Consider the following 13,021-nt stretch of genomic DNA (forward strand, 5'->3'; position numbering starts at 1 on the left):
CAACAAGGAAAGTCCCCATGTGCAAACGTCATCTGCTCGGCAGCCTCGTCCTGGCCCTGGGCCTCACCACCCTCGGCCCGGTCCAGGCCGCCGGCGAGCAATACTTCCCGCTGCAGAGCTATCGCGTCGGCCCCTATGCCGCCGGCGGCACCGGCTTCTTCGGTGGCTTCATCGACTACCTGAAGTACGTCAACGCCAACGGCGGGGTGAATGGCGTCAAGCTGGTGTGGAGCGAATGCGAGACCGAATACATCGTCGAGAAGGGCGTGGAGTGCTATGAGCGCCTGAAGAATGGGCGGAACGGCGCGCCCGCGGCCGCCACCAATCCGCTGTCGGTGGGCATCGCCTACGCCACCCTGGAAAGGTCCACCGCCGACCGGCTGCCGCTGATCACCATCAACCATGGCCGTACCGATTCCACGGACGGCAGCGTCTTTCCCTATGTCTTCCCGCTGCAGCTCAATCCCTATTCGGAGGTCTCGGCCATCCTCAACTGGATCGCCCTGCAGGGTGGCGGGGTCGATAGCCTCAAGGGCAAGAAGATCGTCACCCTCTACCACGGCTCGCCCTACGGCAAGGAAACCAACGAGGTGCTGCAGCAGCTGGCGGATCATTACGGCTTCGCGCTGACCCTGCTGGAGGTACCGCATCCGGGCAACGAGCAGCAATCCCAGTGGCTCAACATCCGCCGCATCAAGCCCGATTGGGTGATCCTGCGCGGCTGGGGGGTGATGAATCCGGTGGCGATCAAGACCGCGCAGAAAGTTGGTTATCCGGTCGACCACATCATCGGCAACATCTGGAGCAATTCCGAGGAAGACGTGCGGCCAGCTGGGGCGGCGGCCAAGGGCTTCCTGGCCATCACCACCCACCCCTCGGGCACCGACTTCCCGGTGCTGCAGGGCATCGCGCGCGACGTGGTGGCCAAGGGGCAGAGTGACCTCGCCGATCCCAAGCGCTTCGGCACCGTCTACTACAACCTCGGCGTGGTCAACGGCATCCTCAACGTCGAGGCGCTGCGCCTGGCCCAGGCCAAGTACGGTGACAAACCCCTCAGCGGCGAGCAGGTGCGCTGGGGTTTCGAGCACTTGAACCTGGACGATGCCCGCCTGCAGGCCCTGGGCGCCAAGGGCTTGGTGCAGCCGCTCAAGCTCTCCTGCGCCGACCACGAAGGCGGCGGCGCCATCCGCATCCAGCAGTGGGATGGCGAGAAATGGCAGCTGGTGAGCGACTGGGTGCAGGCCGATCGCGCCTTCCTGCGACCGATCATCGAGGCCTCGGCCAGGCAGTACGCCAAGGAAAAGGGCATCACGCCGCGTGACTGCAGCAAGGAGGGCTGAGACATGACGACCACCCCCTTGCTGGCGGTCGAGGCCATCGAAGTCCGTTACGACGGCGCCATCCTGGCCGTCGATGGCGTCAGTCTGCAGGTCGGCCAGGGCCAGGTCGTGGCCTTGCTCGGCGCGAATGGCGCCGGCAAGAGCACCACGCTCAAGGCCATCTCGGGGCTGCTCGGCGCCGCCCGCGGTAGCCTGGTCCGCGGTGCCATCCGCTATGCGGGGCAGGACCTCGCGGGCCAGTCGGCCGATGCCCGGGTCCGCGCCGGACTGGTCCAGGTGCTGGAGGGGCGCCACTGTTTCGGGCGACTCAGCGTGGAGGAAAATCTGCTCAGCGGCGGTTTCGTCCGCCGCCTAGGGCGCGCCGCGCAGCGGGAGGAGCTGGAGCGTATCTATGCCTGGTTTCCGCGCCTGGCTGGCAAGCGCCGACAGCTGGCGGGCCTGACCTCCGGTGGCGAGCAGCAGATGATCGCCCTGAGTCGCGCCCTCATGGCGCGGCCTCGCCTGCTGCTGCTGGACGAACCCTCCATGGGTCTGGCGCCGCTACTGGTGGAGGAGATCTTCGCCAGCGTCGCCCGGCTCAACCGGGAGGAGGGCCTGAGTGTGCTGATGGCCGAGCAGAACAGTGCCATCGCCCTGGACTATGCCCATCAGGCCTTCGTGCTGGAAAGCGGGCGGGTGGTGCAGTCCGGCGTGCCCGGTACGGGCCTGACGCGCGAGGCGGTGCAGGCGGCCTACCTGGGGGTGGGCTAAGCTCCCGTGACGACCAGGGAGCCCACGCCATGAACAAGACCTCCTACAACGCCATCGCCGATACCTTTCGCCAGGCCCGCGTCAGCCTCAGGGACGACGAGCGTCGCTACCTGGAGGTGCTCCTGGAAAAGCTCGAGCCCGGCGCCACCCTGCTCGATCTGGGCTGCGGCACCGGCACCCCGGTCGCCGCCGCCATCCTCGCCCAGGGGCATCGCGTGCTCGGGGTCGACCAGGCGGCCGCCATGCTGGCCCATGCGCGGCGGGAATTTCCCAAGCAGCGCTGGATCGAGGCGCGGTTGGAAACCTACGCCTGCGCCGAACCCTACCAGGGCGCACTGCTGTGGGATTCGCTGTTTCATCTGGAGCGCCGCTGGCACGCGACGCTCCTGGCGCGGGTGATCGCCAGGCTTCCGCAAGGGGGACGGCTGATGCTGACGGCGGGCGGCTCGGCGGCGGATGCCTTCGTCGATACCATGTTCGACCAGCCGTTCTTCTATGACTCCCACCCACCGGAAGAGCTGCGTGCCCTGCTCGTGGCGCAGGGCGTGCGCATCCTCATCGACGAATTCATGGACCTGCCCGATGGGGGGCGGAACCGGGGGCGCTGCGCCTTCGTCGTGGAAAAATTCTGAAGCGCCCCGGTGCTGTTCTCGCTAGGTGACCCAGGCGCGATCAGTCCTTCCAGCCTGGCTGGTAGAGGGTGCCATGGGCCTGGTCCAGGGCAGCGCGGACCTTGGGCGAGTGCTGGTAGACATCGATCAGCTTGGCCAGGCGTGGATCGTCCTTGTTGTCCGGGCGAGCGACGAACTGGATGACGTACTCGGGGTGGTCGAGGCCATCGAACAGCAGGGCCTGGTTGGGATCGATGGTCTTGGCCAGGCGCAGATAGTGGGGATAGCCCTGGGCCACGTCGACGTCGTCCAGGGAGCGGGCCAGCTGCACGGCTTCCAGCTCGACGATCTGGATATCGCGGGGATTGCCGGTGATGTCCGCCAGGGTGGCGTGGTAGCCGACGCCGGGCTTCAAGGTGATGAAGCCGGCCTTCTCCAGCAGCAACAGGCCACGGCCGCCATTGATGGCATCGTTGGCGATGGCCACCCGCGCCCCCTTGGGCACCTCGGCCAGGGTCCGGTACTTCTTCGAATAGAGCCCGACGTTGTTGATGATCCCCGGCGCCACCGCCACCAGGTCATAGCCGGCGGTGCGCTTGGCGTTCTCCAGAAAGGGGATGTGCTGGTAGTAGTTGGCGTCGATGTCGTGGTTGGCGAGACTGGTGTTGGGGGCGATCCAGTCGCTGAATTCGACGATCTCCACGTCCACGCCGGCAGCCTTGGCCTCCTGCACCGCCACTTCCAGGGGCGGGGCGAAGGCGGCGGTGGTACCGATCTTGAGGGGGGCAGCCAGGGCTGCGGTGCTGAAGAGGCCGAGGGCGAACAGCAGAGGTTTGAGGCGGGTCATGGGGCGTCCTTGAAGGGTCAGTCCTGTCGGAAACGACTGCCGAAGTGGCGGCTGTCGAGGTGGTCACCGCGGCCGAACAGCTTGTGTCTGAAGCTGCCCTCGGCGTAGGCGGTCTTGTAGCGTCCCCGGCTCTGCAACTCCGGGATCACCAGATCGATGAAGTCGCCGTAGCACTCCGGGGTGACGGTGCGGGCGAGGTTGAAGCCGTCCAGCCCGGTTTCGTCGATCCAGCCGAGCAGGGCATCGGCCACCTGCCCGGGATCGCCGACCAGGGCGGTGTAGCGGCCACCCAGGGCGTGCTGCTCCAGCAGCTTGCGGCGGGTCCAGCCGGTGTCCTTGGCCACCAGGCGCTGGAGCGCCGATTCGATGGCCTCGGTCCGTTGCGGGCGGATGGGTTCGTCGAGGCCATAGGCGGCCAGGTCGATGCCCACCGAGGCTGAGTGGTGGGCCACGCCGGCCTCGGCGCTGGCATAGCTCAGGTATTCGGCGTGCTTGTCGCGGGCCTCGGCGGCGGTGGGGGCGACGATCACCGTGAGGCCCATGAACAGCTTGACGTCATCCGCGCGCCGGCCGGCGGCCACTGCCGCGCCACGGACGCGCTCGACCTGGGCGCGGGTGGCGGCCTGGTCCTGCCCGGAGAGGAACACGCACTCGGCGTGGCGCCCGGCAAAGGCCAGGCCGCGATCCGAGGAGCCGGCCTGGAACAGCACCGGGGTGCGCTGCCGCGAGGGCTCGCAGAGGTGATAGCCCTCGACGTCGAAGAATTCGCCATGGTGTTCGACCTTGCGCACCCGCTCTGGACGCGCGTAGATCCGCTGGGCACGGTCACGGACCACCGCATCGTCTGCCCAGCTGCCTTCGAGCAGCTTGTAGAGCACTTCCAGGTATTCATCGGCCTGGTCGTAGCGGCGGTCGTGGGCGATCTGCCGGTCCAGGCCCATGGCGCGGGCGGCGCTGTCCAGGTAGCCGGTGACGATGTTCCAGCCGACGCGGCCTTCGCTCAGGTGATCCAGGGTCGAAAGACGGCGGGCGAAGGGGTAGGGCGGCTCATAGGTGAGGTTGGCGGTCAGGCCAAAGCTCAGGTGCCGGGTGCTGGCGGCCATGGCCGAGACCAGTAGGAGGGGGTCATTGACCGGCAACTGGATGGACTCGCGCAGGGTCAGGTCGACGTTGCCGCCATAGACGTCGTAGACACCGAGGATGTCGGCGATGAACAGGCCGTCGAACAACCCGCGCTCCAGCAGCTGGGCCAACTCGGTCCAGTAGCCCAGGGTGTGGTAGCGACTGGAGGTGTCCCGTGGATGGGTCCAGAGGCCATGATTGATGTGGCCCACGGTGTTCATATTGAAGGCGTTGAGCAGCACCTGCTTGGCGGGGGTGGTCATGGGGCGGGCGCCCCTGCGGGGAGAAAGGTCCGGAGCACAGCCATGGGATCCTCGGGGTAAAGGCGAAAGGAGAGATCCGGTGGTCCGGTGGTTATACGTTAGCTTCAAGATATGCCGAGCTTTAAATAGCCTTTCGGAATAACGTTAGGGCGGTCGCGGCAGGGCGCTCGCCTCTAACCAAATTCCAAATCGGTATTAATCTGACCTGTGCTTATTCCTTATCGTGGCGGCCATTCTTCCGCTGCTCGCTGAGGCATTCATGGCCGCTATCCGCTGTTCGTTTCGCGCAGGTCTCCGCCGGGGGATGCTCGCCCTGGGTCTGCTGGGCCTCGCCTGCGCCGCCCAGGCCGATACCAGTCTGCGTATCGGCTACCAGAAATCCTCCACCCTGCTGGTGCTGCTCAAGGAGCAGGGCACCCTGGAGCGGGATCTGGCGGCCAGGGGCATCACCGTCAGCTGGCATGAGTTCTCCAGCGGCCTGCCGCTGCTGGAATCCCTCAACGTGGGCAATGTGGATCTCTCCGCCGACGTCGCCGACACCGTGCCGGTGTTTGCCCAGGCGGCGGGTGCCAAGCTCACCTATTTCGCTCGGGAGACGCCATCGCCCCAGGCCCAGGCCATCCTGGTCCCGGAGGGCTCGCCGCTGCAGAGCCTCGCCGATCTCAAAGGCAAGCGCGTCGCCGTGACCAAGGCCGCCGGTAGCCACTATCTGCTGATCGCCGCTTTGCAGAAGGCCGGCCTGACCTTTGCCGACATCCAGCCCGCCTATCTCACCCCCGCCGACGGTCGCGCCGCCCTGGAGAACGGCAAGGTGGATGCCTGGGTGACCTGGGAGCCCTTCGTCGCCAGCGCCCAGCGTCAGCAGCAGGTACGCATCCTCGCCTCGGGCGAGGGCCTGGCCAGCTACCAGCGCTATTACCTGGCCGCCAGCCCCTATGCCCAGGCCCATCCCGAGGTGCTGGCCCTGGTGTTCGGCCAATTGCAGCGCACCGGCCAGTGGGTGAAGCAACACCCCGCCGAGGCGGCACGCCTCCTCGGTCCGCAGTGGGGCCGCCTGGACGAGGCCACCGTGCAGCTGGCCAACAGCCGCCGCACCTATGACGTCCAGCCGGTCAGTCACGCCGCCCTCGGCGAGCAGCAGCGCATCGCCGATGCCTTCCACGCCGCCAGGTTGCTGCCCACCGCGGTGGACGCCAGCGCCGTGGCGCTCTGGACCCCGACGTCACCGTGAACCCTCCGAGCTGATCAGGCTTTCACTCAGGACAAGGCCCAGCAACGCCGGGCCTTGTGCCTTGCCCCGCTAAGCCAAGCTGCTCCGGTCGGAATCGCCTATTTGAACCACGCCTCCTGGCGCCCACCACCGGGTGCCGGACGCGAGCGCTCGCGCGTCTGGCAGGGCTTCATCGACGCCGTACCTATTTGGTCAGGGCCTACGAGGTCGAGTACCTCTTGCTCGCTTTATCCTGTTGGTATAACGTAATTACAAAGTACCAGTGATGGTTTGACAGCTGTGTGTTCTCTGGTTGGGTTTCATGGGGGCCATGGCTGCGCTGTTCAAAGTCGTCGCCACTATTGTCTTTCGTTATAATAAAAAACACATGGAGTTCGTTCATGATCGAAGTCATCAACCCCGCCACCGGGGCCGCCATCGCGACCTACTACACCCACACGCCGGCCCAGGTCGAAGCGCGCCTGGCCCAGGCCGCCGCGGCGCAGCGGTCATGGGCGGAGCGTCCTCTCACCGAGCGCTGCGCGGCTCTGGTACGCCTGGCCGCCATCTTGCGCGCCGGTCGCGATACCTATGCGCGGCTCATCGTCAACGAGATGGGCAAGCCGCTGGTGGAAGCCGAGGCGGAGATCGAGAAATCCGCGCTGACCTGCGAGTTCTACGCCGAGCGGGCGCCTGGCTTTCTCGCCGATACCCCGGTGGTCAGCGCCGCCGCCGACAGCCGGGTGGTCTACGATCCGTTGGGTGTGGTGCTCGCGGTGATGCCCTGGAACTATCCGTTCTGGCAGTTCGTCCGCTTCGCCGCACCGGCGCTGGCCGCCGGCAATGGCGCCGTTCTCAAGCACGCCAGCAACGTGCCGGGCTGCGCCCTGGCGCTGGAGCAGGCGTTCGCCGAGGCTGGCCTGCCCACCGGCCTGGTGGCGACCCTGCTGATCGGCGCGCGTGACGTGGCCGGCGTGCTGGCCGATCCGCGTATCGCCGCTGTCACCCTGACCGGCTCCACCGCGGTCGGCCAGCAGGTGGCCAGCCAGGCCGGCGCGCTGATGAAGAAGCAGGTGCTGGAACTGGGCGGCTCGGACCCCTTCATCGTACTGGCCGATGCCGACGTGGCCCTGGCGGCGCAGACGGCGGTCAAGGCGCGCTTCGGCAACGCTGGTCAGAGCTGCATTTCCGCCAAGCGCTTCATCGTCGCCGAGGCAGTGGCCGATGCCTTCACCGAGGCCTTCGCCACCGCTGCCGCCAGCCTGCGGCTGGGCGATCCGCTGGACCGTGCCACCCAGATCGGTCCGCTGGCCCGCGCCGGTCTGCGCGAGGATCTGCAGCGCCAGGTGACGCTCAGTCTCGCCGAAGGCGCGCGCCTGGTACTGGGCGGTACGCCCCTTCCAGGGCCGGGCTTCTTCTATCCGGCCACCGTGCTCGACCAGGTGACCCCGGAGATGACCGTGGCCCGCGAGGAGACCTTCGGGCCGGTGGCCGCGATCATCCGGGTCGCCGACGAAGACGAGGCGATCCGCGTCGCCAACGCCAGCGAATTCGGCCTGGGCGCCGCCCTCTGGACCCGTGACCTGGCGAAAGCCCAGCGTCTCGCCCGGCGCCTCGAGGCCGGCGCGGTATTCATCAACGCCCTGGTGGCCTCGGATCCACGGGTGCCCTTCGGCGGCATCAAGCAGTCCGGCTATGGCCGGGAGCTGGGCGAGTGGGGCATCCGCGAATTCACCAACGTCAAGACCGTCTGGCAAGGCGCCCAGTCCTGACCCAAGGAGGCTTTAATGATCAAGACCGATTCCGCTGCCTGGCTGCTCAAACCCGAGGCCATCGCCAAGCACGACCGCGGCGGTGGCGCTGCTACCACGCCGCTGGTGACTGCCGGTCTGGGGGCGCGCACCTTCATCAACGGCTACACCGAATTCCAAGGTGGGGCGCAGATTCCCTTCCATTTCCACAATTGCGAAGAGAGCGTGATGCTGGTGGAGGGGCGGGCGATCTTCGACATCGACGGCCAGGAATTCGCCCTCGCACCCCAGGACGTCACCTATATCCCCGCCGGGGTGCCCCATCGCTTTCGCAATGCCTCGGCGACCGAGCCCATGAAGATCCTCTGGATCTACGGCTCGGCTGACGCCACCCGCACCCTGTTGGAAACGGGCGAGACGCGCCCGATCGCCGCCGAACACCGTACCCAGTCCTAGGAGATAGTCATGCCGGAAATCATCGTTCACGCCGTCAAGGGTCGTAGCGCCGAACAGAAGAAGTTGCTGATGAAGCGCATCACCGAGGCGGTGGTGGATAGCTTCGGGGTGGCTGCCGACCGTGTCATCGTGCAGATCGTCGAGGCCGAGCCGGAAGACAAGGCGCGCGGCGGCGTGCCCTACAGCGAACGCTGAAACGGGCGCTGGCAAGCGTTCGCCGGGCGCGAACGCTGCGTTGGCCAAAGGTCAATTTTCGCCGGGCAGCGGGTTGCCTAAGGTGGCGCAAGCGGGTCGGACGGTCGCCTTGGCGCGGACGTCGGCCCCTTCCATTCGGTGCCAGGAGAGCCCTATGTACGCCTATGTCGGCAGCCGAACCACCCGCGCCCGCCAGGCCCGCGGGGAGGGGATCAGTGTTTACCGGGTCACGCCCCAGGGCGCGCTGGATCTCGTCCAGGTGGTCGGCGACCTGATCAATCCGTCCTACCTGACCCTCAATCGGGCGGGTGACCGTCTCTATACGGTGCATGGCGACGAGCAGGCCGTCAGCGCCTTCGCGGTCGACCGCCAGAGCGGTTGCCTGACCCTGCTCAACCAGCAAGCCAGTGGCGGTCGCAATCCCGTGCACCTGGCGCTGGCGCCGGACGATCGCCACCTGGTGGTGAGCAATCATCTCGGTCGCAGTCTCGCTGTCCTGCCAGTGGCGGCGGATGGGCGGCTGGAGCCACTGGTTCAGCTGCTGGAGCTGCAGGGCGAGCCCGGGCCGCATCGCCAGGAACAACCCCATGCCAAGCCCCACTGCAATCCCTTCGACCCCAGTGGCCGCTTCGTGCTGGTGCCGGACAAGGGACTGGACCGGATCTTCAGCTTCGCCTTTCACGACGGACGCCTGGTGCCGGTGGCCGAGGTGGCGACCCGCGAAGGCGCGGGACCACGGCATCTGGTCTGCCATCCGCACCTGCCGCGGACCTATGTGGTCAACGAGCTGGATTCGACCCTCACCAGCTATGCCTTCGATGCCCGCTCCGGTGTTCTCGAGCCCCTGGCCATCCACTCGACGCTGCCAGCCAGTTTCACCGGCAACAGCCGGGCGGCGGCCATCGAACTGGATCGCAGCGGGCGTCTGCTCTACACCTCCAATCGCGGCCACGACAGCCTGATGGTCTTCGCGCTGGATCCCCAGAGCGGGCTGCCGACGCCGCTCGGCAGCCTGGCGAGCGGTGGCCGCACGCCCCGCGCCTTCGCTCTGGCGCCGGATGGCCGCCAGTTGTTCGCCCTCAACGAAGACAGCGACAGCATCGTCACCTTTCTGGTCGACGAGACCCGGGGAATCCTCGAACCCACCGGCACGGCGGTGCGCTGCGGCAGCCCGGTGTGCCTGGTCTTCAGCCGCTGAAGATCGTCGCCGCATCCTACAACAACAAGATCGGCCGCCTCGTCGCGGCCCTGTGAGGCCATCATGAACACCACCCCCGTGAGCCGGGAGCAGGCCATCATCCGCAAGGTGACCTGGCGCATCATCCCCTTCGTCTTCCTGCTCTACATCGTCTCCTACCTGGATCGGGCCAACATCGGCTACGCGGCGTTGCAGATGAACGCCGAGCTGGCGCTGTCCAGCGAAGTCTTCGGCTTCGTCTCGGGTATCTTCTTCATCGGCTACTTCCTGTTCGAGGTGCCGAGCAACCTCTTGCTCGAACGCTTTGGCGCGCGGGTATGGATCGCGCGCATCCTGGTCACCTGGGGGGTGATCGCCGCGGCCACGGCCTTCGCCCAGACCGCCATGCACCTCTATGTCCTGCGCTTCCTGCTAGGTGTCGCGGAGGCGGGTTTCTTTCCCGGCATCATCGTCTACCTGACCTACTGGTTTCGCTCCCGCGAACTGGCTACCACGGTGGCACTCTTCACCGCGGCGATCCCGGTGTCCTACATCATCGGTGCGCCGCTCTCGACCTGGATCATGGACAACGTGCACTGGCTGGGCTGGAGTGGCTGGCGCTGGATGCTGTTCCTGGAAGGTATCCCGGCGGTGTTCCTCGGCGTGCTGTGCTATTTCTACCTCACCGATCGGCCCGAACAGGCGCGCTGGCTGACGACCGAGGAAAAGGCCTGGCTGCTGGCCGAGCTGGAGCGTGATCGCCAGACGCGCAAGGACGTCAAGCATTTCGGCGCGCTCAAGGCCATGAGCAATCCCAAGGTGCTCTATCTGGCCTTCATCTACTTCGTCTACCAGTGCGGCAGCCTGGGCGTGGGTTATTGGATGCCGCAGATCATCAAGGGCTTCTCCTCCGCGCTGAGCCACACCCAGATCGGCTTGATCGCCACCATCCCCTACATCGTCGCCACCCTGGTGATGATCGCCTGGTCGCGGCGTTCGGATCGCCATGGCGAACGGCGTCTGCATTCGGCCATTCCGCTGGCGGTCGCGGCGGTGGCGCTGGTGAGTGCCGGCCTGGTGCGCGATCCTTACCTGGCGATCGGCTTGATCAGCCTGGCGTTGGCCGGCCTGTACAGCTTCAAGTCGCCGTTCTGGGCGCTGCCGACACTGTTTCTCAGTCGTTCCACGGCCGCGGTATCCATCGCCGTGATCAATTCCATTGGCAACCTGGGCGGCTTTGTCGGACCCTTCATGATCGGCATGGTGAAGGGCAATACCCAGAACGCCTCGGCGGGCCTGCTGTTTCTCAGTGCGTTGCTGGCGATCGCCTTCATCATGACCCTGCTGATCCGTCTCGATCGTGGCGACGACACTCGCGCCGCCGCGGTCACCACCTGACCTCCAAGGAGTTCTCCCATGACCCCCAGCTCAGCGGTACTCGCGGACCTCGCCCCCCAGGGCGCATTGCGGACGGCGATCAACTACGGCAATCCGGTGCTGGCGCAGCGCGGCGCCGATGGCCAGCCGGCCGGGGTCTCCGCGGCCCTGGCCCACGCCCTGGCCGAGCGCCTGGGCGTGCCCGTGCAGTTCAGCACCTACGACGCCGCCGGCAAGGTCTTCGCCGCCCTCGAAGACGACGCCTGGGACCTGGCCTTTCTGGCCATCGAGCCGGTGCGGGCGGCGCAGATCGACTTCAGCCATCCCTACGTCATCATCGAGGGCACCTATCTGCTGCGGGACGCCGATCCCGCCCAGGGCGTGGCCGAGCTGGATCGGGCCGGCCGCCGTATCGCCGTAGGGCAGGGGGCCGCCTACGACCTCTATCTGAGCCGTACTCTGACCCAGGCCGAGCTGGTGCGGGCGCCGACCTCGGCGGCGGCGGTGGACTGGTTCGTCGACCAGGGCCTGGACGCCGCTGCCGGCGTGCGCCAACCGCTGGAGGCCTATGCCCGGGCTCACACCGGCTACCGGGTGCTGGCCGACAGCTTCACCGAAATCCGTCAGGCCATGGCCGTGCCCAAGGGGCGCAGCGCCGGCGCGGCCTTCGTCCGGGATTTTCTCGACGAGCAGATCCGCAATGGCTTCGTCGCCCGCGAACTGGCCGCCAGCGGTCAGTCCGAGGCACGCGTCGGGCCCGCATTGAACGCCTGACATCGGCTGGACCTGGCTGCGGGCACGTACCCGTAGCCAGGTCCAGCGGTCGCCGCACCGTCTCAGCCGGCGCTAGGGCGATTCCCTGGTCACCGGCTCGACCGAGCGTGCGCACCAGCGCCGATAGAGCGGTTCGGCCACCGCCATCACCACCACCAGCCGCAGGATCTGCATGGCGGTGACGGTGCCCACGCCCAGTCCCAGGGCCTCGGCCGTCAGGTACATCTCGGTGGTGCTACCCGGCGTCATGCCCAGGCCCAGGGTGGTGAAGGGCATGGCGAACACCTGGGCCAGCAACCAGGCGATCAGGAAGGTGGCGACCAGACAGAGCAGGGTGTAGAGGGTTGCCAGCAGCAGAAAGCGCGGCGAGCGGCGAAAGAAGGCGCGGTCGAAGTGGCACCCCAGGGTGACGCCGATAAGCACCTGGGCCAGGTGGCTCAGCGTCGGCGGCAGGCTGGTGACCAGGCCGCTGGAGGCGGTGACCAGGCAGCACAGCGCCAGGGGGCCGAACATCCAGGGGTTGGGCCAGCCGCGACGCTTCCAGGCCAGGGCCGCCACCAGGCCGGCCGCCAGCAGCGGGGCCAGCCAGCGCCAGTCCGGCGGCGGTGGGACATGGGCGGCCTGGGCGATACCCGGCACGCCCCAGAGCATGGCGGGCGGCACCACCAGCACGATGATCACCAGCCGCAGGGTATGGGCGGCGGCGACCTTGGGTGCATCGGCGCCGTGGCGTTCGGCCAGATTGATCATCTCGGCGAAGTTGGCTGGCATGAAGGCGAAGAAGGCGGTCTTGGGTTCCGTGCCCAGGCGTTGCACGACGGTGATGCCGACAAGTGCGAGTACCAGGGTGGCGATGGCCGCCAAGGCCATCAGCGGCAGGTGCCTGACGACCTCGGTCAGTATCGCCGGGGTGAAGTGCAGGCCGATGGCCGTGGCGATCAGCCATTGCCCGGCGGGGCGACCGTGGGGAATGGCGGTGATGCGCCAGCCGAGGCAGCGACAGAGAGTCACGGCGATCAGGGCGCCGGTGATCCAGGGCAACGGCCAGTGCACCAGGCTGGCGAGCCAGCCGCCGAGCAGGCTGACGAAGGGGGTGGGCCACCAGGGGCGAGGGGCGAAGCGGGAGGTCGACATGGCGTGGTACAGGA

General features: G+C 67.2%; 13 protein-coding genes. 10 read left to right on the forward strand and 3 right to left on the reverse strand.

The window, feature by feature from the left end; translation table 11 throughout:
- Window positions 1-17 precede the first annotated feature (17 nt).
- The 3 genes from V6W80_RS09330 to V6W80_RS09340 are packed head-to-tail and all read left to right on the forward strand — an operon-like array spanning window position 18 to window position 2,722.
- Window positions 18-1,340, forward strand: coding sequence for an ABC transporter substrate-binding protein (locus V6W80_RS09330; protein ID WP_338546725.1), 1,323 nt, complete (start codon window positions 18-20; stop codon window positions 1,338-1,340).
- Window positions 1,341-1,343: 3 nt separating this feature from the next.
- Complete coding sequence (locus tag V6W80_RS09335; protein ID WP_338546726.1) at window positions 1,344-2,090, forward strand: ABC transporter ATP-binding protein; 747 nt, start codon at window positions 1,344-1,346, stop codon at window positions 2,088-2,090.
- A 29-nt stretch (window positions 2,091-2,119) separates the two neighbouring features.
- Complete coding sequence (locus tag V6W80_RS09340; protein WP_338546728.1) at window positions 2,120-2,722, forward strand: class I SAM-dependent methyltransferase; 603 nt, start codon at window positions 2,120-2,122, stop codon at window positions 2,720-2,722.
- Window positions 2,723-2,762: 40 nt separating this feature from the next.
- Here the strand turns inward: V6W80_RS09340 and V6W80_RS09345 are convergent, their stop codons facing one another.
- Together V6W80_RS09345 and V6W80_RS09350 are read right to left on the reverse strand one after the other, a co-directional pair.
- Window positions 2,763-3,548, reverse strand: coding sequence for a MetQ/NlpA family ABC transporter substrate-binding protein (locus V6W80_RS09345; RefSeq protein WP_064309053.1), 786 nt, complete (start codon window positions 3,546-3,548; stop codon window positions 2,763-2,765).
- A gap of 17 nt (window positions 3,549-3,565) precedes the next feature.
- Entirely contained in the window at window positions 3,566-4,933 is a 1,368-nt protein-coding gene (locus tag V6W80_RS09350; RefSeq protein ID WP_338546730.1) for an LLM class flavin-dependent oxidoreductase, read from the reverse strand.
- 304 nt (window positions 4,934-5,237) lie between these two features.
- Between V6W80_RS09350 and V6W80_RS09355 the strand changes: the two genes are divergently transcribed.
- From V6W80_RS09355 to V6W80_RS09385, 7 genes are all read left to right on the forward strand, one after another.
- Window positions 5,238-6,164, forward strand: a complete 927-nt coding sequence (locus tag V6W80_RS09355; protein ID WP_338546731.1) for an aliphatic sulfonate ABC transporter substrate-binding protein — start codon at window positions 5,238-5,240, stop codon at window positions 6,162-6,164.
- 380 nt (window positions 6,165-6,544) lie between these two features.
- Window positions 6,545-7,915: an NAD-dependent succinate-semialdehyde dehydrogenase gene (locus V6W80_RS09360; RefSeq protein WP_338546732.1), complete on the forward strand. Its 1,371-nt coding sequence runs from the start codon at window positions 6,545-6,547 to the stop codon at window positions 7,913-7,915.
- A gap of 15 nt (window positions 7,916-7,930) precedes the next feature.
- The gene (locus V6W80_RS09365; protein WP_338546734.1) at window positions 7,931-8,350 is read left to right on the forward strand and encodes a cupin domain-containing protein; all 420 of its coding nucleotides are present in this window, start codon (window positions 7,931-7,933) and stop codon (window positions 8,348-8,350) included.
- Window positions 8,351-8,359: 9 nt separating this feature from the next.
- On the forward strand, window positions 8,360-8,545 hold the full coding sequence (locus V6W80_RS09370) for a tautomerase family protein (protein WP_064309049.1): 186 nt from the start codon (window positions 8,360-8,362) through the stop codon (window positions 8,543-8,545).
- Window positions 8,546-8,699: 154 nt separating this feature from the next.
- Entirely contained in the window at window positions 8,700-9,743 is a 1,044-nt protein-coding gene (locus V6W80_RS09375; RefSeq protein WP_338546736.1) for a lactonase family protein, read from the forward strand.
- A 63-nt stretch (window positions 9,744-9,806) separates the two neighbouring features.
- Window positions 9,807-11,120: an MFS transporter gene (locus tag V6W80_RS09380; protein ID WP_338546738.1), complete on the forward strand. Its 1,314-nt coding sequence runs from the start codon at window positions 9,807-9,809 to the stop codon at window positions 11,118-11,120.
- Between the two features lie 18 nt (window positions 11,121-11,138).
- Window positions 11,139-11,873: an ABC transporter substrate-binding protein gene (locus V6W80_RS09385; RefSeq protein WP_338546739.1), complete on the forward strand. Its 735-nt coding sequence runs from the start codon at window positions 11,139-11,141 to the stop codon at window positions 11,871-11,873.
- Between the two features lie 72 nt (window positions 11,874-11,945).
- Here V6W80_RS09385 and V6W80_RS09390 read toward each other — a convergent pair whose 3' ends face one another.
- A complete protein-coding gene (locus tag V6W80_RS09390) occupies window positions 11,946-13,007 on the reverse strand; it encodes an AbrB family transcriptional regulator (RefSeq protein WP_338546740.1) in 1,062 nt (353 codons plus the stop codon).
- Between the last annotated feature and the right edge of the window lie 14 nt (window positions 13,008-13,021).

This window comes from Pseudomonas benzopyrenica (assembly GCF_036884265.1).
In the GTDB taxonomy this organism is placed as follows: Bacteria; Pseudomonadota; Gammaproteobacteria; order Pseudomonadales; family Pseudomonadaceae; genus Chryseomonas; species Chryseomonas benzopyrenica.

Coding starts and splice junctions, on each gene's coding strand:
- V6W80_RS09375 (WP_338546736.1), top strand. CDS start 8,700: ATGTACGCCTATGTCGGCAGCCGAACCACCCGCGCCCGCCAGGCCCGC.
- V6W80_RS09355 (WP_338546731.1), top strand. CDS start 5,238: ATGCTCGCCCTGGGTCTGCTGGGCCTCGCCTGCGCCGCCCAGGCCGAT.
- V6W80_RS09365 (WP_338546734.1), top strand. CDS start 7,931: ATGATCAAGACCGATTCCGCTGCCTGGCTGCTCAAACCCGAGGCCATC.
- V6W80_RS09360 (WP_338546732.1), top strand. CDS start 6,545: ATGATCGAAGTCATCAACCCCGCCACCGGGGCCGCCATCGCGACCTAC.
- V6W80_RS09335 (WP_338546726.1), top strand. CDS start 1,344: ATGACGACCACCCCCTTGCTGGCGGTCGAGGCCATCGAAGTCCGTTAC.
- V6W80_RS09390 (WP_338546740.1), bottom strand. CDS start 13,007: ATGTCGACCTCCCGCTTCGCCCCTCGCCCCTGGTGGCCCACCCCCTTC.
- V6W80_RS09370 (WP_064309049.1), top strand. CDS start 8,360: ATGCCGGAAATCATCGTTCACGCCGTCAAGGGTCGTAGCGCCGAACAG.
- V6W80_RS09340 (WP_338546728.1), top strand. CDS start 2,120: ATGAACAAGACCTCCTACAACGCCATCGCCGATACCTTTCGCCAGGCC.
- V6W80_RS09345 (WP_064309053.1), bottom strand. CDS start 3,548: ATGACCCGCCTCAAACCTCTGCTGTTCGCCCTCGGCCTCTTCAGCACC.
- V6W80_RS09350 (WP_338546730.1), bottom strand. CDS start 4,933: ATGACCACCCCCGCCAAGCAGGTGCTGCTCAACGCCTTCAATATGAAC.
- V6W80_RS09330 (WP_338546725.1), top strand. CDS start 18: ATGTGCAAACGTCATCTGCTCGGCAGCCTCGTCCTGGCCCTGGGCCTC.
- V6W80_RS09385 (WP_338546739.1), top strand. CDS start 11,139: ATGACCCCCAGCTCAGCGGTACTCGCGGACCTCGCCCCCCAGGGCGCA.
- V6W80_RS09380 (WP_338546738.1), top strand. CDS start 9,807: ATGAACACCACCCCCGTGAGCCGGGAGCAGGCCATCATCCGCAAGGTG.